At 64.5% G+C, this 17599-nt stretch carries 18 protein-coding genes and 2 tRNA genes; 19 read left to right on the top strand and 1 reads right to left on the bottom strand.

The features are described 5' to 3' along the window. The first annotated feature begins 32 nt into the window (after positions 1–32). From ACSQ23_RS14930 to ACSQ23_RS14915, 4 genes are all read left to right on the top strand, one after another. Entirely contained in the window at positions 33–977 is a 945-nt protein-coding gene (locus tag ACSQ23_RS14930; protein WP_197421270.1) for an SH3 domain-containing protein, read from the top strand. A gap of 189 nt (positions 978–1166) precedes the next feature. Further along, on the top strand, positions 1167–2069 hold the full coding sequence (locus ACSQ23_RS14925) for an aspartyl protease family protein (RefSeq protein WP_436091072.1): 903 nt from the start codon (positions 1167–1169) through the stop codon (positions 2067–2069). Positions 2070–2279: 210 nt separating this feature from the next. After that, positions 2280–3479, top strand: coding sequence for a Tet(A)/Tet(B)/Tet(C) family tetracycline efflux MFS transporter (gene tet, locus ACSQ23_RS14920; RefSeq protein WP_055881849.1), 1200 nt, complete (start codon positions 2280–2282; stop codon positions 3477–3479). Between the two features lie 155 nt (positions 3480–3634). Next, the gene (locus tag ACSQ23_RS14915; RefSeq protein ID WP_055881846.1) at positions 3635–3910 is read left to right on the top strand and encodes an HU family DNA-binding protein; all 276 of its coding nucleotides are present in this window, start codon (positions 3635–3637) and stop codon (positions 3908–3910) included. A gap of 120 nt (positions 3911–4030) precedes the next feature. On the opposite strand, the gene ACSQ23_RS14910 is transcribed toward ACSQ23_RS14915, so the two are convergent. After that, a tRNA-Val gene (locus ACSQ23_RS14910) sits at positions 4031–4106 on the bottom strand. 181 nt (positions 4107–4287) lie between these two features. Here ACSQ23_RS14910 and ACSQ23_RS14905 point away from each other — a divergent pair. The 15 genes from ACSQ23_RS14905 to nuoK all read left to right on the top strand — a co-directional run bounded on the left by ACSQ23_RS14905 (position 4288) and on the right by nuoK (position 17594). Further along, entirely contained in the window at positions 4288–5676 is a 1389-nt protein-coding gene (locus ACSQ23_RS14905) for an FAD-binding oxidoreductase (RefSeq protein ID WP_055996668.1), read from the top strand. A 154-nt stretch (positions 5677–5830) separates the two neighbouring features. Continuing rightward, positions 5831–5907: transfer RNA gene (locus ACSQ23_RS14900), tRNA-Asp, on the top strand. Positions 5908–6172: 265 nt separating this feature from the next. Next, positions 6173–6442: a 30S ribosomal protein S21 gene (gene rpsU / locus ACSQ23_RS14895; RefSeq protein WP_069911195.1), complete on the top strand. Its 270-nt coding sequence runs from the start codon at positions 6173–6175 to the stop codon at positions 6440–6442. A 299-nt stretch (positions 6443–6741) separates the two neighbouring features. Further along, positions 6742–7326 (top strand): outer membrane protein, encoded by a 585-nt coding sequence (locus ACSQ23_RS14890; RefSeq protein WP_162247919.1) that lies wholly within the window; start codon positions 6742–6744, stop codon positions 7324–7326. Between the two features lie 288 nt (positions 7327–7614). After that, positions 7615–7980, top strand: coding sequence for an NADH-quinone oxidoreductase subunit A (locus ACSQ23_RS14885; RefSeq protein WP_055881655.1), 366 nt, complete (start codon positions 7615–7617; stop codon positions 7978–7980). Beyond that, positions 7971–8546, top strand: coding sequence for a NuoB/complex I 20 kDa subunit family protein (locus ACSQ23_RS14880; RefSeq protein WP_055881654.1), 576 nt, complete (start codon positions 7971–7973; stop codon positions 8544–8546). The genes ACSQ23_RS14885 and ACSQ23_RS14880 overlap by 10 nt, the downstream gene beginning before the upstream one ends. A gap of 8 nt (positions 8547–8554) precedes the next feature. After that, positions 8555–9166: an NADH-quinone oxidoreductase subunit C gene (locus tag ACSQ23_RS14875; RefSeq protein WP_055881651.1), complete on the top strand. Its 612-nt coding sequence runs from the start codon at positions 8555–8557 to the stop codon at positions 9164–9166. Then, complete coding sequence (locus tag ACSQ23_RS14870) at positions 9166–10356, top strand: NADH-quinone oxidoreductase subunit D (protein ID WP_055881649.1); 1191 nt, start codon at positions 9166–9168, stop codon at positions 10354–10356. The genes ACSQ23_RS14875 and ACSQ23_RS14870 overlap by 1 nt, the downstream gene beginning before the upstream one ends. Further along, a complete protein-coding gene (nuoE, locus tag ACSQ23_RS14865) occupies positions 10356–11630 on the top strand; it encodes an NADH-quinone oxidoreductase subunit NuoE (RefSeq protein WP_055996656.1) in 1275 nt (424 codons plus the stop codon). Before ACSQ23_RS14870 ends, nuoE begins: the two co-directional genes overlap by 1 nt. Beyond that, a complete protein-coding gene (gene nuoF / locus ACSQ23_RS14860) occupies positions 11630–12943 on the top strand; it encodes an NADH-quinone oxidoreductase subunit NuoF (protein ID WP_055881645.1) in 1314 nt (437 codons plus the stop codon). The genes nuoE and nuoF overlap by 1 nt, the downstream gene beginning before the upstream one ends. A 5-nt stretch (positions 12944–12948) precedes the next feature. Continuing rightward, the gene (gene nuoG / locus ACSQ23_RS14855) at positions 12949–15060 is read left to right on the top strand and encodes an NADH-quinone oxidoreductase subunit NuoG (RefSeq protein ID WP_436091071.1); all 2112 of its coding nucleotides are present in this window, start codon (positions 12949–12951) and stop codon (positions 15058–15060) included. Between the two features lie 9 nt (positions 15061–15069). After that, the gene (nuoH, locus tag ACSQ23_RS14850) at positions 15070–16167 is read left to right on the top strand and encodes an NADH-quinone oxidoreductase subunit NuoH (protein ID WP_082528229.1); all 1098 of its coding nucleotides are present in this window, start codon (positions 15070–15072) and stop codon (positions 16165–16167) included. Beyond that, a complete protein-coding gene (gene nuoI / locus ACSQ23_RS14845) occupies positions 16167–16655 on the top strand; it encodes an NADH-quinone oxidoreductase subunit NuoI (protein WP_055881640.1) in 489 nt (162 codons plus the stop codon). Before nuoH ends, nuoI begins: the two co-directional genes overlap by 1 nt. 9 nt (positions 16656–16664) lie before the next feature. Then, complete coding sequence (locus ACSQ23_RS14840; RefSeq protein WP_055881639.1) at positions 16665–17273, top strand: NADH-quinone oxidoreductase subunit J; 609 nt, start codon at positions 16665–16667, stop codon at positions 17271–17273. Continuing rightward, positions 17274–17594, top strand: a complete 321-nt coding sequence (gene nuoK, locus ACSQ23_RS14835) for an NADH-quinone oxidoreductase subunit NuoK (RefSeq protein WP_055881636.1) — start codon at positions 17274–17276, stop codon at positions 17592–17594. Positions 17595–17599: the final 5 nt, after the last annotated feature.

Genomic DNA, 17599 nt, shown 5'->3' with positions numbered 1-17599 from the left:
TGCGAAGCAAGTGGGTTTTGGGGATAGCGACGTTGTTGGCAGCCGTCGTCTCGCTGACGGGACTGTCATTCGCCCAAGATACGCGGACGGAAACGGTAAAGTTCAAACGCGGCGCGAGCAGCACGTCGATCGATGACAGCATCACCGGCTACGAGGGCGTGAGCTACATCGTGGGTGTGAGTGCCGGGCAGCGGATGAGCGTCGAGCTCGATACCGACAATACCAGCAACTATTTCAACATCACGGCGCCCGGCGCGTCCGCGGCGCTGTTCATTGGCTCGACCTCGGGCAACAGCACTTCGTTCGTTATCCCGTCGAGCGGCGACTACAAGATCGACGTCTACCTGATGCGCAATGCGGCGCGCCGGGGCGAAACAGCGAATTACGAGCTCAGCATCGCCGTCGAGGGCAAGGCGGCTGCGCAGGCGCCGAGCAAGCCGGCGCCCAGCAAGCCTGCTCCCGACTTTGCCGATGGCCTCGCCGGCGGCCCGGACTTCTGGCAGGTGCATGGCCTCGCGCGCGGTGACACGCTGAATGTGCGCGCCTCGGCCGCCTCCGGGGCGTCGGTGCTGGGTGTGCTCGACGAGGGTGACGTGATCCGCAACCTCGGCTGCAAGATGAACGGCTCTACCCGCTGGTGCCGCGTCGAAGATCAGACCGGTCTCAATGGCTGGGTCTCGGGCAAGTACCTGCACGAGTCGACCCGCGCCCCGAGCCCGTCGCGCCCGGTGACCCCACCGCCGGCCGGCCAGCCGCCGCTCAGCTCCGATGACGGCGTGCCGGTGGCGATGATGCCGCGCTACTGCACGGGTGAAGCCTCGGCGCAGTTCGGAGTGCGCCTGCAGGACATCACCACCAACGCCGCGTTCAAGAGCGGCAAGCTCTTCGTCTCGCAGGGCTGGTTCGACGGCTCGGGTGGTACGACGTTCTTCAACTGCTATTTCAAGGCGGATGGCACCTTCATCGCCGTGAACTGACCGCCGGGCCTGGCGCGGGAACAACAAGCGGCGCCCTCTGGGGCGCCGTTTCCATACCCAGCTCAAGGCTCCCACCATATTTCCGGCGGCCAGCCTCCCTGCGCGCTTCGCAATCATCCCGCAACCGATATCTGCTTTGCCTCGCTGCGCCGATAGGGCAAGGCAGCGCTAACCGAGGACACCGGCCAGATGACCTTCACCAGACGATCGCTGACTTGCCTGGTCGCTGCGGGAGCGATCGTTGGAGGTCTGGCGCTCTGCGCCGCCTGGGCGGGCGATGCGCTCGCCCGGAGGCCGCTCCAAGCGGAAGCGGTTATTCCGGTCTATCTGTCCTCCAAGCGTCCGCTGGTGATGATGCGGATCGGCGATCATCCGCCGGCGCCGGTGGTCTTCGATACTGGCACCAATGACAACATCCTGGACACGGTCTACGCAGAGCCGTTCGAGCTGCCGCGCATCGGTCCATCCACGTCGATAGACGGCAACACCGGCATTCCCGTGCCGGGCTACCAGACGCACCTCGTCGGCGTACGGCTTGGCGGCGCGCCGATTGCCGACGCACCGGCCAATGTCTTCGATTACCGCAGCACCGACGAGGTCGGCATCTTCGGGCCCAACAGCTTTCCCGGAAAGCTGGTGCTGCTGGATTTGCGGAACGCCGAATTGCGCATCCTGCCGGGAACTGCAATCGCGTCGATGCAGGGCCCCGGCATGCCGTATCTCGGCGACGGCGCTGCTGGTTTGCCGTCCATACCCATCGTGCTGCCGAGCGGAACGGTCGACGCGATACTGGACAGCGGTAATGATTCGACGCTCGTGCTGCCGCTGGATCTGGCCGACGAGCTCGGCGTCGGCGGCACGCTGAAGGAGATCGGCAAGGTGGTTTCGGCGTCCGGCAGTCAGCCGGTCTACGAGGGGCAGGTCACTGGCGACATCAAGATCGGACCGGTCACCCTGAACAACCCGGTGGTCCGGTTCTTCAAGGCCGGGCGGCCGCTGATTGGCCTGCCCGTGCTGCTGCAGATGACGCTGGCGTTCGATCCGAGCAACGGCCGCAGCTGGGTGATCGATGCACACGGAGCAGCTGACTAGCTGTTCGTCCCTCGCCAGTTTGCCTCCTGTCATTCACGCACTCTCGCTCTGGTGTAACGCCCGCGTGATCACCACGTAGGGGTCTTTCGCGCTTTCGAAACGGAAGGTCTGCAACTTTTCCTGAAAGCGCTACTGGCATTTCGTTTGCACCGCCAAACGAGAACGAATATAGAACACGCCCCGCGTGTCAGCCGGCTGGAGGGCCCTGAATTGAACAAGGCACTGATCATCATTCTGGCCGCGGTGACGCTCGATGCGGTCGGCATCGGGCTGATTTTCCCGATTCTGCCGCGCCTGCTCGAGGACGTCACCCATACCGGCGAAGTGACGATGATCATCGGCATCATGCTGGCGCTCTATTCGGCGATGCAATTCCTGTTCTCGCCGGTGCTGGGGGTGCTCAGCGACCGTTATGGCCGTCGCCCGGTACTGCTGGTGTCGCTGGCCGGCGCGGCGATCGACTATCTCGTGATGGCGTTCGCGCCCGAGCTCTGGATGCTGGTGCTGGGCCGCGCCATCGCCGGCATCACCAGCGCCAACATGGCGGTCGCCACCGCCTACATCACCGACATCTCGGCCGAGGAGGAGCGCGCCAAGCGCTTCGGCTATTTCCACGCCATGTTCGGCATCGGCTTCATCATCGGGCCGGTGATCGGCGGCATCCTGGGCGACATCTGGGTGCGGGCGCCGTTCCTGGTGGCGGCCGGGCTCAACGCGGTCAACTTCGCGCTGGCGCTGTTCGTCCTGCCGGAATCACGGCCGGGCGATGCCAGCGCCAAGTTCGATTTCGCGACGCTCAACCCGTTCCGGCCGCTCGGCTGGGCTTTCAGCTTCACCGCGCTGCTGCCGCTGATGGCGATCTTCGTCATCATGAACTTCGTCGGCACCATGTACGGCACGATCTGGGCGCTGTTCGGCCAGGACATGTTCCAGTGGAACGGGCTGATGATCGGGCTGTCGCTCGGCGCGTTCGGGCTGTTCCATGCCGGAGCACAGGCGCTGCTGACCGGCCCTGCGGCGGCGCGGCTGGGCGAGCGCTGGGCCATGGTCCTGGGGATGGCGTGCGAGCTGACGGCGCTGTTGATCCTGGGCTTTGCGGCGCAGGGCTGGATCCTGTTCGCGCTGGCGCCGCTGTTCGCGCTCGGCGGCATCGGCATGCCGGCGCTGCAGTCGCTCACCACGCAGCAGGTTGATGGCGACAATCAGGGCAAGCTCCAGGGCGTGCTGGCGAGCCTTGTCAGCCTCTCGGCGGTGTTCGGTCCGATCTTCTTCTCGGCGGTGTATTTTGCCCTCAAACCGACCTGGCCGGGGCTGATCTGGATCGTCGGGGGAGCCGTGTATTTGCTGGCGTTGCCGCTGCTTTTGGGCATCCGCCGGACGCGCGTTGCCACAGTGACGCCCGACGGCTGACAAAGTTGAGCCAGAATTGACGCTTCATTAACAGAATTGCTGTGCCTCGCCTGCGGAAAAGCCCGGATTTCCTTGCGTTCCGAGCAGAATCGAAGAAGGGTCACGGCGTTTTGGTTCGCCTCCACAGGGCGGGCATCCCACAGTGAGGAAACGCTATGTCTAACAAGAACGATCTGATCGGCGTCGTCGCCGACAAGGCGGGCCTGACCAAGGCCGACGCTGCACTGGCTGTCGATGCTGTGTTCGACGCCGTCACCGCGTCGCTGAAGAAGGGCGAAGAAGTCCGTCTCGTCGGCTTTGGTACGTTCGCCGTTTCCAAGCGCAAGGCCTCGATCGGCCGCAACCCGGCAACGGGCGCGGAGATCAAGATCCCGGCTTCTAACCAGGCCAAGTTCAAGCCCGGCAAGGGCCTCAAGGACGCGATCAACTAAGATCGCGTTCCGGTCGACAGACCACATGGCCCCGTGCGCTCGTCGCCGGGGCCATTTGTTTTTGGGGGCAGGGGGCCCGGTCTCGCCGCGATGACAGCAGGCGCGTGGGCTTTGGAGAAATGGTGGGCGGTGACGGTCTCGAACCGCCGACCCTCTCGGTGTAAACGAGATGCTCTACCAACTGAGCTAACCGCCCGTCAGCTACTCCTGGGGTCGCCTATTGGCGACGCAGGGGAGCGACGAAGGCGCACTAACTAGGGTCTCGGCCGCAGGCCGTCAACCCGTGCCGCTGAATCTCGCTGTGCCCCGGCAAATTCCCCCTATAGAGTAGTGCCGCTACGCTGACGGTTCGTCGGACTGAGGCCGGGGAGGGCTCGATGTCGATTGCCGAGGTAGGCCGCTTTGATCTGCCCGGTTTCGCGGGCACTCTGATCCACCCACACCATGCCGGTTACGACGAGGCGCGCCGCGTCTATAACGGCATGATCGATCGCCGGCCGGCGCTGATCGCGCGCTGCAACAGCGCCGACGATGTGGTGCTGGCGCTCGCCCTGGCGCGTCGCGAGGGATTGCCGGTTTCGGTGTTCGGCGGTGGCCACGCGGTCACCGGCTCGGCCGTCTGCGACGATGGCGTCTGCATCGACCTGCGCGGCATGAAGGATATCCGCATCGATCCGGCGGGCCAGACCTGCCGGGCCGAGGCCGGCCTCAACTGGGGCGAATTCGACGCGGCGACGGCGCGGCACGGCCTGGCGCTCACCGGTGGCCGTAACCCAACGACCGGGGTGGCCGGGCTGTCGCTGGGCAGCGGCAGTGGCTGGCTCGAACGCAAGTTCGGCTATGTCTGCGACAACCTGATCTCGGCCGAATTGGTTACCGCCGACGGCCGCAAGGTCATTGCGTCCGAAACCGAGAACCCGGATCTGTTCTGGGGCCTGCGCGGCGGCGGCGGCAATTTCGGTATCGTCACTGCCTTTCATTTCCGGCTGCACCGGCTGGGCCCGATCGTCCTCGCCGGCGTGCTGCTCTACCCCGCTCCGATGGCGGCGGCGGTACTGCGCCACATGCGCGATTTCATGCGGGCAGCGCCCGACGAGGTGGGCATCGGCATGGTTTTCACCACCGCGCCGGATGCGCCGTTCGTTCCCGAGCCGGCGCGCGGCAAGCCGATCGTCGTCGTGCAGCTGATCTATGCCGGCGACGTGGAGGAGGGAATCAGGGTGCTGGCGCCGTTCCGGGCCTTCGGGCCGCCGGCGGCCGACCTGGTGCAGCCGATGCCCTATACCGAGTTCCAGAAGATGGGCGGCAACTTTCCCGGGGCGCAGAACTACTGGACCGCGGATTTCCTCAACGAGCTGCCGGAGGAAGCGATCGACGCCTACGCCAAACTGGCCCTGACGCCGCTTTCTCCGCAGTCTGCGATCATCCTCGTTCCCGGCGGCGGCGCCCCGTCGCGCGTCGATGAGGAGGCCACGGCCTTCGGCATGCGCACCGCGCCATGGAACGTGCACTATATCTGCGGCTGGACGAATCCCGCAGACAACGCCGCCAACACGGCGCGGGTCAAACAGATCGCCTCTGTGCTGAAGCCGTGGTCGACCGGGCGGGTCTATCTCAATTACATCGGCAACGAGGGGCAGGAGCGCGTCGACGCGGCGTTCGGCGAGAAAAAGCTCGCGCGGTTGCGCGAGCTCAAGGCCAAGTGGGACCCCGACAACGTGTTCCGGCACAACCACAACATCCGGCCGGCCGCTGCCGGGGCGTAAACGGGCGGAAAACGCCAGTCCGCAAAGGCATTTGCAAGCAGACGTGGAAAAGCCGGAAGAAAGTATGCCGGCGACGCGGTTTCGGCGCTTGACACTCTCCGGCACGCCCTCTAAACGGACGCCACGTTGCGCGGACGACTTGTTCGCAAGCGCTGCGGGAGTAGCTCAGTTGGTTAGAGCGCCGGCCTGTCACGCCGGAGGTCGCGGGTTCGAGCCCCGTCTCTCGCGCCACCCTTTTCCTTCACATCAGTGATGAACTTTGGGTGGCGCTGATCGCCTTCGAGCGATGCTCTCACTTCCCCCGCCGACATGTTCCCACTTTCTATGCCGTTTTGTTCTGACTGAACGCTGGCCGAGGCGTCGACGGCGATCGCTTCAGTGCCGCATCCAACTCAGAGGGTGATGTTCAGGCTGACGCATGCTATTAGCGCGGCGAACGCATTGGCGTTCGAAGTGGCTTCAATCATGAAGCCGCCACCCCACGTTAGGACAATGTTTGCAGGTTCTCGTTCGCGACAATAACGTCGATCAGGCTCTCAAGGTACTCAAGAAGCGCTTGCAGCGTGAGGGTGTCTTCCGGGAGATGAAACTCCGCAGCTATTACGAGAAGCCGTCGGAAAAGCGGGTTCGTGAAGCCGCCGAGGCAGTACGTCGGGGCCGCAAGGCCGCTCGCAAGACCGCCATTCGTGAAGGCCTGATCGCTGCCCCGGTGAAGAAACCGGCATTCCAGCGAGCCCAGGCGCCTTCGGCGCTTCGAGGCGGCTAGCCGCTGCGCATCGACGAGTAGAGCGAACCCGCCACATCGGCGGGTTTTTTCATGCCCGCTGTTAGGCAAGGTTGCGGGCGAAAGCCCCACCGTGAAGCTCAAAGCCGGTCATTGTTGGCGATGCTCGAAGAGGGCGCGTCTGATGCCCCTGCCAACCAGAAAACCAGCCAGGTGCACCGAACGATCTCGTGTAGCCGGCTCGTTACGGTTTGGGGGCGGCTGTCCTTGCAATGGCCGCCGCCACACCACATTTCAGATGTACGTCTCCGCGAATCCTGACGGAACCGCGGATGTGTGTCGTGCATTTAGAACTGTTGGAGGCGATCCAGGAGAAACCGGCCATGCTGGTGCCATTGCGACTGGTGTTTGCAGGAACGTTGCTGGCCGCCATGGCAGGCGCTGCGACGGCTTCTGATCTGATCACCGTGCCAGTGGGCTCGAGCGATGTCGCGGTACCGGTCGCCACGGGATTCAACTGGAGCGGCTTTTACGCCGGGGTCTACGGCGTGGTGCAGTCCAGCCCGGCTCGCGGCACCGAGGTTGGCGCGGGAATCGCTGCCGGCGTAAACGCGCAACTCGACTTCTTCCTCATTGGTGGCGAGGTGGCCCTGCACGGGCTGACCGGCGACACAATCGATACGGCCTATGGCCAGGTGACCGGTCGCGGCGGGGTGCTGGTGACCGATGACCTGTTGGCCTATGCCTCGGCCGGCTATGGCATGGAACTTAGCGGGACCGGCGAGCGCGACTTCCTTGCCGGCGGCGGCCTCGAGTATGCCGTCACCGACGACATCTCGTTGAATGCCGAATACCTGCGTGGCTTCGACCTCGAGGGCGGCAACCCCAAGGACCAGTTCAGCCTCGGCGCGCGGTTCCACTTCTAGGCGAATCCGAGGGTCACATAGCCGGGCGCAGCATTGCGTTTGCGGGGCCTCAACCATGAGTGGAACACTCACGCGGCACCAATAGCCGGAAGACCGTTGCGGGCAGGGCGTCTCAGCCAGTTTTCCGTACTAAGTTGAGCGTAATGATCAACATTAGTTTTTCTTGAATCGCTGCAAGGCGTGGGCTAAGCCCGTGCCACACGAAGTCGCGTCGTCTGAGGGGCCCAAAATTGCCCGTCTGGCCGCGCGAGCCGGCCACTCCAGCCGGCCCGACCATTAGGCTGCACAATGAACGAGTTGCTCAGCAACTACCTGCCGATCATCATATTCGTCGGTCTGGCTGCCGTTATCGGCCTGGCCCTCATGGTTGCCCCCTTCATCGTTGCCTACAAGCGGCCCGACCCCGAGAAGGTGTCGGCGTTTGAAGCGGGTTTTGAAGCGTTCGACGATGCGCGCATGAAGTTCGATGTGCGCTTCTACCTGGTGTCGATCCTGTTCATCGTCTTCGATCTCGAAGTGGCGCTGCTGTTCCCCTGGGCCGTGGCGTTCCGTGATGTCGGCTGGTTCGGCTTCTGGTCAGTCATGATCTTCCTTGGCGTGCTGACTATCGGCTTCATCTACGAATGGAAGAAGGGCGCGCTGGAATGGGATTGAGTGAACAGACGCTGGTCGCGCCGCAGCCCAAGGGCCTGATCGACCCACGCACCAACAAGCCGATCGGCGCCGACGATCCGTTCATGGCGGATGTGAATGCCGAGCTCGCCGACAAGGGCTTCCTGGTTTCGACAGCGTCGCAGCTGATCACCTGGGCACGCACCGGCTCGCTGATGTGGATGCAGACCGGCCTCGCCTGCTGCGCCGTGGAAATGATCCAGATGTCGATGCCGCGCTACGACATCGAGCGATTCGGCACTGCGCCGCGCGCCTCGCCGCGCCAGGCGGACGTGCTGATCGTCGCCGGTACGCTGACCAACAAGATGGCCCCGGCGCTGCGCAAGGTCTACGACCAGATGCCGGAGCCGCGCTACGTCATCTCGATGGGCAGCTGCGCCAATGGCGGCGGCTACTATCACTATTCGTACTCTGTGGTGCGCGGCTGCGATCGCGTCATGCCCGTCGACATCTATGTTCCGGGCTGCCCGCCGACCGCCGAGGCACTGCTCTACGGCATCCTGTTGCTGCAGAAGAAAATCCGCCGCACCGGCACGATCGAACGTTAGGACCGGCCATGACTGACGGCCCCATTCCTTCACCGCTCGCGGCGCTCGCTGAACGCGCTCGCAACGCGCTCGGCGAAAAAATCATCGACCACAAGCTGGCTTACGGCGAACTGACGCTCTCGGTGCAGCGCGACGCGATCATCGATGTCGCGACGTTCCTGCACGATCACGAGGCGTTTGCCGGTATCACCGACGTGTGCGGGGTGGACTATCCGGAGCGCGCAGAGCGCTTCGACGTGGTCTACCACCTCCTGAGCCCCAAGCAGAACCTGCGCGTGCGGCTGAAGCTCTCCACCGACGACACCCAGCCGGTGCAGTCGATCACCGGCCTGTTCCCGGGTGCCGACTGGTTCGAGCGCGAGACCTACGATCTGTTCGGCATCCTGTTCACCGGCCACCCGGACCTCCGCCGGCTGCTGACCGACTATGGCTTTGACGGCTATCCGCTGCGCAAGGATTTCCCGACCACCGGTTACGTCGAAGTCCGCTACGACGAAGAGCGCAAGCGCGTCGTCTATGAGCCGGTGAAGCTGCCGCAGGAATTCCGGCAGTTCGATTATCTGTCACCGTGGGAGGGTACGGATTACGTGCTGCCCGGCGACGAGAAGGCGAAGAACTGATGTCCGAAGTCGATGTAAGAAACTTCACCATCAACTTTGGGCCGATCCATCCCTCCGCCCACGGTGTGCTCCGCCTCATCCTCGAGCTCGACGGCGAAGTGGTCGAGCGCGTCGATCCGCATATCGGGCTGCTGCATCGCGGTACCGAGAAGCTGATCGAGACCAAGACGTACCTGCAGGCCGTGCCGTATTTCGACCGGCTCGACTATGTCGCGCCGATGAATCAGGAGCATGCCTTCTGCCTCGCAGTCGAAAAGCTGCTCGGCATCGAAGTGCCGCTGCGTGGCCAGCTGATCCGCGTGCTTTATGCCGAGATCGGCCGGCTGTTGTCGCACATGCTCAACTGCACGACGCAGGCGATGGACGTCGGCGCGCTGACCCCGCCGCTATGGGGGTTCGACGAGCGCGAGAAGCTGATGATCTTCTACGAGCGCGCCTCGGGCAGCCGCATGCATGCGGCCTATTTCCGTCCGGGTGGCGTGCACCAGGATCTGCCGCAGGCGCTGATCGACGATATCGGCGCGTTCTGCGACCCGTTCCTGCTGGTGCTCGACAACCTCGAGAAACTGCTCACCGGCAACCGCATCTACATGCAGCGCAACGCCGATATCGGCGTGGTGTCGGCGGAAGATGCATGGAAGTGGGGCTTTTCCGGCGTGATGGTGCGCGGCTCGGGCGATGCCTGGGACCTGCGCAAGTCGCAGCCCTATGAGTGCTACGACCGGCTCGAGTTCGACGTGCCGATCGGCAAGAACGGTGATTGCTACGACCGTTACCTGGTCCGCATGGACGAGATGCGCCAGTCGATCCGGATCATGAAGCAGGTGCTCGACCTGTTGAATTCGCCCGAAGGGCAGGGGCCCGTCGCCTCGACCGACGGCAAGGTGGTGCCGCCCAAGCGCGGCGAGATGAAGCAGTCGATGGAAGCACTGATCCATCACTTCAAGCTTTACACCGAAGGCTACAAGGTGCCGGCCGGTGAGGTGTATGCCGCAGTCGAAGCGCCCAAGGGCGAGTTCGGCGTCTACCTGGTCAGCGACGGCACCAACAAGCCATACCGCTGCAAGATCCGCGCGCCGGGCTTTGCGCACCTGCAGGCAATGGATTTCCTCTGCCGGGGACACATGCTGGCCGACGTCGCCGCTATCCTCGGTTCGCTCGATATCGTGTTTGGTGAGGTCGATCGGTAATGTCCGTCCGCCGTTTAGCAGATGAGGCCGTCCAGCCGACTACCTTCGCCTTCACGAAGGAAAACCAGGCCTGGGCCGAAAAGAAGATGGCGGAGTATCCGCCGGGCCGTCAGCAGTCGGCCGTGATTCCGGTGCTGTTCCGCGCCCAGGAGCAGCAGGGTTGGGTTAGCCGCGCCGCGATCGAAGCGGTCGGCAAGCTGCTCGAGATGCCCTATATCCGGGTGCTGGAAGTCGCGACCTTCTACACGCAGTTCCTGCTGCAGCCGGTCGGCACCCGCGCCCACATCCAGGTGTGCGGCACGACGCCGTGCATGCTGCGTGGCGCCGAGGACATCCGCCATATCTGCGAGCGCCGCATCAACCACAACCCGTTCGAGACCAATGCCGAGGGTACCCTCAGCTGGGAAGAGGTTGAGTGCCTTGGCGCCTGCGTGAATGCGCCGCTGGTGATGGTGGGCAGCGACACCTACGAAGACCTGACGGTCGAGAGCTTTGAGGCGATCCTCGACAAGTTTGCCGCCGGCAAGGGCAGCGATGTGAAGCCCGGCCCGCAGGTCGCCCGTCAGTTCGCGGCTGCCGAGGGTGGCCAGACGACGCTGCTCGAAAAGCCGACCGCCAAGCGCACCTACAAGCCGTTCCCGCCGCCGCCGGCCGCTCCCGCGACTGCTCCGGGCGCCGCGGCTCCTGCGGCTCCCGCCGCCGCTGCGCCCGCTCCTGCCGCCGCTGCGCCGACCGCTGCCGGACGCAAGAACACCACGACGGAAGAGACGGCGCCGGCCCTGAAGTCGCCGTCGCCCGAGAAGGTCTCGACGGCGACCGCCGAAGCCGAGCGCAAGGCCGCCAACAAGGCGGCCAAGGCCGACGGCACACCCAACAGGGCGATGCGCGAGACGGCCACCGGCGCGGAATCGCCGGCCGGCAAGATCGATGCCGGTAAGACCGACACCAAGGCCAAGCGCGCACCCGCGCCGGCGACCGCGGTGTCGCCGAGCGAGGATGGCGGCGCCAAACTGTTCCAGGCGCCTGCCGGCACGCCGGATGACCTCAAGCTGATCTCGGGCGTCGGCCCGGTGCTCGAGGGCAAGCTCAATGCCATCGGCATCACCACCTGGGCCCAGGTGGCGGGGCTGAAGAAGGCCGATATCGCAAAGCTCGAAGATCACCTCGCATTCCCGGGCCGGGTGGCCCGCGATGAGTGGATCAAGCAGGCCAAGGCGCTCGCTAAGGGCGGCGTCGAGGAATATCGCAAGGTGTTCGGGAAGGACCCGCGCTGATGCTCGCTGACCAGGATCGCATCTTCACCAATCTCTACGGCACTGGCGACTGGGGCCTCGAAGGCGCCCGGGCGCGTGGCGGCTGGGTCGATACCAAGAAGTTCATCGACAACGGTCGCGACTGGATCGTCAACGAGGTCAAGGGTTCGGGCCTGCGTGGCCGTGGCGGCGCCGGTTTCCCGACTGCGCTCAAATGGACCTTCATGCCCAAGGAAGGCGTCAATGACGGCCGTCCGAGCCAGCTCCTCGTCAATGCCGACGAGTCCGAGCCTGGCACCTGCAAGGACCGCGAGATCCTGCGCCACGACCCGCATCACCTGATCGAAGGGTGCCTGCTCGCCGGCCGCGCCATGGGCGCACACATCGCCTATGTCTACATCCGCGGCGAGTTCATCCGCGAGCGGCAGAATTTCGAAGCCGCCGTGCAGCAGGCCTATGACGCCAAGCTGATCGGCAAGAACAACGTGCATGGCTGGGACTTCGAGATCGTGGTCCATCACGGCGCCGGCGCCTACATCTGCGGCGAAGAAACCGCGCTGATGGAGTCGCTCGAGGGCAAGAAGGGCCAGCCGCGCCTGAAGCCGCCGTTCCCGGCGGCGATGGGCGTCTACGGCAACCCGACCACGGTGAACAACGTCGAATCCATTGCCGTGGTGCCTGAGATCCTGCGCCGCGGCGGCGCCTGGTTCGGCGGCATCGGCCGGCCCAACAATACCGGTACCAAGCTGTTCATGGCCTCGGGCCACGTCAACAAGCCGGCAGTGTTCGAAGATGCGATGGGCTGCACCTTCGAAGAGCTGATCGAAAAGCATTGCGGCGGCATCCGGGGCGGCTGGGATAACCTGCTCGCGGTGATCCCCGGCGGCGCGTCCTGCCCGGTGGTGCGCGGCGAAGACATGCGCACCGCGATCATGGATTTCGATGGGCTGCGCGAGAAGAAGTCCTCGTTCGGCACCGGCGGCATGATCGTCCTCGACAAGTCGGCTGACATCATCAAGGCGATCTGGCGCATCCAGGCGTTCTTCAAGCACGAGAGCTGCGGCCAGTGCACGCCGTGCCGTGAAGGCACCGGCTGGATGATGCGTGTCATGGAACGCATGGTCGAAGGCCGCGCCCAGAAGCGCGAGATCGACATGCTGTTCGACGTGACCAAGCAGATCGAAGGGCACACCATCTGTGCCCTCGGCGATGCGGCGGCCTGGCCGGTGCAGGGCTTGATCCGCAACTTCCGCGACGTCATCGAGGCGCGGATCGACCAATACACCTGGTCCTCGACCAGCGAGGGCGCCGTGCCCTCGATCGCGGCGGAGTAAGGCCAATGGCCAGCATCAAAGTCGACGGTACGCTCGTCGAGGTCCCCGATTACTACACCCTGATGCAAGCCGCGGAAGCAGCCGGCGCGGAAATCCCGCGCTTCTGCTACCACGAGCGCCTGTCGGTGGCGGGCAACTGCCGCATGTGCCTCGTCGAGGTGAAGGGTGGCCCGCCCAAGCCGCAGGCCAGCTGCGCCATGTCGGTGAAGGACCTGCGTCCTGGCCCGAACGGCGAGCCGCCGGAGATGTTCACCAACACCCCGATGGTCAAGAAGGCCCGCGAAGGGGTGATGGAGTTCCTGCTCATCAACCACCCGCTGGATTGCCCGATCTGCGACCAGGGCGGCGAGTGCGACCTGCAGGACCAGGCCATGGCCTATGGGGTGGACAAGAACCGCTTCGCCGAGAACAAGCGCGCCGTCGAGGACAAGTATCTCGGGCCGCTGGTGAAGACCGAGATGAATCGCTGCATTCACTGCACGCGCTGCGTCCGTTTCACCACCGAGGTTGCCGGCATCACCGAGATGGGCCTGCTCGGCCGCGGTGAAGACGCCGAGATCACCTCGTATCTCGAGCAGGCGCTGACCAGCGAACTGCAGGGCAACGTCATCGACCTCTGCCCGGTCGGCGCGCTCACTTCCAAGCCCTACGCGTTCCATGCGCGTCCGTGGGAACTGGTGAAAACCGAGACCATCGACGTGATGGACGCGGTCGGCTCCAACATCCGCGTCGACAGCCGTGGCCGCGAAGTGATGCGCATCCTGCCGCGCGTCAACGAGGCGATTAACGAAGAGTGGATTTCGGACAAGACCCGCTTCATCTGGGATGGCCTCAAGAGCCAGCGTCTCGATCGCCCCTATGTCCGCTCCGGCGGCAAGCTGAAGCCGGCGTCGTGGGATGAGGCGTTTGCCGCCATCGCCAAGGCGATCAAGGCTTCGGGCGGCGGCAACAAGGTCGGCGCCATTGCCGGCGACCTGGCGGCCGTCGAGGACATGTATGCGCTCAAGGCGCTGATGAGCTCGCTCGGCTCGGGCATGACCGATTGCCGCCCGGCAATGTCGGGGATCGACCCGTCGATGCCGCGCTCGGCCTACATCTTCAACCCGACTATTACGGGTATCGAAGAAGCCGACGCGATCCTGATCATCGGCTCGAACCCGCGCAAGGAAGCCGCGCTGGTCAACGCGCGTATCCGCAAGGCCTGGCGCGCCAAGAACACCCCGATCGCGGTGATCGGCGACAATGCGGACCTCACCTACAAGTACGAGTACCTGGGCAACGGGCTGTCGGCGCTGGCCGACCTCGTGGCGCGCAAGGGCAGCTTCGGCGAGATCCTGTCGAAGGCCGTGCGTCCGCTGATCATCGTGGGCGAGGGCGCCGTGTCGCATGGCGCTGCGCATTCCAAGCAGATCGGCCGTGACGTCCTCGCCATGGCGGCCAAGCTCGCCACCGGCTCGGGCGCCGCGGAAGACTGGAATGGCCTCGCGCTGCTGCACAATGCCGCCGGCCGCGTCGGCGGCCTCGATATCGGTTTCGTGCCGCATGACGGCGGCGTCTGCTCGGCCGACCAGATCGGCCTTGCCGGCAAGGGCGAGCTCGACGTGCTGTTCCTGCTCGGTGCCGACGAGTACGACACCTCGGCGATGGGCAAGGCGTTCGTGGTCTATGTCGGCACGCATGGCGATGCCGGCGCACACCGCGCCGACGTGATCCTGCCGTCTGCCGCCTACACCGAGAAGTCGGGCACCTATGTCAACACCGAGGGTCGCGTGCAGCTCGCCGAGCGCGCCGTGTTCCCGCCGGGCGAGGCGAAGGAAGACTGGGCGATTTTCCGGGCGCTCAGCGCCGTGCTCGGCCAGCCGCTGCCGTTCAACTCTCTCAGCCAGTTGCGCGCCGCGATCTATGCCGAGTTCCCGCACCTGGCGCGGCTCGACCAGATCGCCCAGGGTTCGCTGGCCGATGTGAAGAAGCTCGCCGGCGCCGCGATCAAGACCAAGTCCGCGACCTTCACCTCGCCGGTTGCCGACTTCTACCTCACCAACCCGATCGCGCGGTCGTCCGCGACGATGGGCGAATGCGCCGCGCTGCAGGCCGGTCTCCGGCAGGCAGCAGAGTAAGGGACCCAGATGGATTTCGTTGTTTCAGCGCTGGACTACCTGCTCGGTATCCCGATCTTCGGGTGGGGTGAACAGGTCGGCTTCATCTACAAGGGGCTGCTGCTGCTCATCGCGCTGCTGTTGTTCACCGCGTATATCCTGCTCGCCGACCGCAAGATCTGGGCGGCGGTGCAACAGCGTCGCGGCCCCAACGTCGTCGGCCCGTTCGGGCTGTTGCAGAGCTTCGCGGACTTGTTGAAGTTCGTCCTCAAAGAGCCTGTAATTCCGGCAAGTTCGGACAAGGTGCTGTTCATCCTGGCGCCGCTGGTGACCTCCATCCTGGCGCTCTCGGCCTATGCCGTGATCCCCTTCGACAAGGGGTGGGCACTCGCCAACATCAATGTCGGCATCCTCTACATCTTCGCCATTTCGTCGCTGGGCGTATACGGCATCATCATGGGCGGCTGGGCTTCGAACTCGAAGTACGCCTTCCTCGGTGCGCTCCGTTCGGCAGCGCAGATGGTGTCGTACGAAGTCTCGATCGGCCTCGTGATCATCACGGTGCTGCTGGTGGTCGGCTCGCTGAACCTCACCGATATCGTGGTGGCGCAGCAGTCGGGTGGCATCGCGCATATGCTCGGCGTGCCGTGGCTCAGTGTCCTGAACTGGTACTGGCTGCCGCTGTTCCCGATGTTCGTGATCTTCTACGTCTCGGCCCTGGCGGAAACCAACCGCCCGCCGTTCGACCTGCCGGAAGGTGAATCCGAGCTGGTGGCCGGCTACATGGTCGAGTACTCCTCGACCCCGTACCTGCTGTTCATGCTCGGCGAGTACATCGCCATCATCCTGATGTGCTGTATGACGACGATCCTGTTCCTCGGGGGCTGGGCGGCGCCGATCGACCTGCCGCCGTTCACCTGGATCCCTGGTGTGGTCTGGTTCGTCCTCAAGCTCTGCCTGGTGTTTTTTATGTTCGCGATGGCCAAGGCGATCGTGCCGCGCTACCGCTATGACCAGCTGATGCGTATCGGCTGGAAGGTTTTCCTGCCGATCTCGCTGCTCATGGTGGTCGTCGTCGCCGCGGTTCTCCAGCTCACCGGCTGGGGCTGGCACGGAGGGTCCGTCTGATGCGTTTCGCCCAGTTCCTCAACGGCCTGCTGCTGCGTGAGTTCGTCGGCGCCTTCTTCCTGGCGATGAAGTACTTCTTCGCACCCAAGAAGACGGTGAACTACCCGTTCGAGAAGATCCCATATTCGCCACGCTTCCGCGGCGAGCACGCGCTGCGCCGCTATCCCAACGGCGAAGAGCGCTGCATCGCCTGCAAGCTCTGCGAAGCGATCTGCCCGGCGCAGGCCATCACTATCGAAGCCGGCCCGCGCCAGAACGACGGTACCCGCCGGACGGTGCGCTACGACATCGACATGGTGAAGTGCATCTATTGCGGCTTCTGCCAGGAGGCTTGCCCGGTCGACGCGATCGTCGAAGGGCCGAACTTCGAGTTCGCGACCGAAACGCGCGAGGAGCTGTATTTCTCGAAAGAGAAGCTGCTCGCCAATGGCGACCGTTGGGAGCGCGAGATCGCGGCCAACCTCGCCGCCGACGCGCCGTACCGGTAAGGGATCGAGATGACGCTGCCGCTGTTCTTCTTTTATGTGTTCTCGGTCATCACCGTCGCTTCGGCGCTGATGGTGATCGCGGCGCGCAATCCCGTGCACTCGGTGCTGTTCCTGATCCTGGCGTTCGTCAATTCGGCCGGCCTGTTCATGCTGGCCGGCGCCGAGTTCCTGGCGCTGATCCTGATCGTCGTCTATGTCGGCGCCGTCGCGGTGCTGTTCCTGTTCGTCACCATGATGCTCGATGTCGATTTCGCCTCGCTGCGCCAGGGCATGCTGCAATACGCGCCGGTGGGCGTGGTGGTCGGCGTGATCCTGTTGCTCGAGCTGCTGCTGGTGGCGGGGAGCTTTGTGCTGCCGGTCGATGGCGGGGCCGTGGCAGCGGTGCCGATGGATGCGGCGATCGACAATACCCGCGCCATCGGGCAGTTGCTCTACACGCGCTACGTCTTTCTGTTCCAGGGCGCTGCCGGCGTGCTGCTGGTCGCCATGATCGGCGCGATCGTCCTGACGCTCAGGCACAAGTCGAACGTCAAGCGGCAGGATGTGTTCCGCCAAACCGGGCGCAAGCGCTCGGAAGGCACGGAACTGGTCAAGGTCAAATCGGGGCAGGGGCTCTAAATGCTGGCAGCAACAGGCATCGGGCTCGGGCACTACCTGACCGTCGGGGCGATCCTTTTCACGCTGGGCGTGTTCGGGATCTTCCTCAACCGCAAGAACATTATCGTCATCCTGATGTCGGTGGAACTGATCCTCCTGGCAGTGAACATCAACTTCGTGGCGTTCTCGTCGCAGCTGGGCGATCTCGCCGGGCAGGTGTTTGCGCTGTTGATCCTCACCGTGGCCGCCGCTGAAGCGGCGATCGGTCTCGCCATCCTCGTCATCTTCTATCGCAACCGCGGCTCCATCGCCGTGGAAGACGTCAACTCGCTGAAGGGCTGACCGCA

Origin of the sequence: Devosia sp. LjRoot16, assembly GCF_964252795.1 — a bacterium.
In the GTDB taxonomy this organism is placed as follows: domain Bacteria; phylum Pseudomonadota; class Alphaproteobacteria; order Rhizobiales; family Devosiaceae; genus Devosia_A.
Note: the sequence above shows the minus strand (reverse complement) of the source record. Positions and strands in the feature narration are given on the sequence as shown.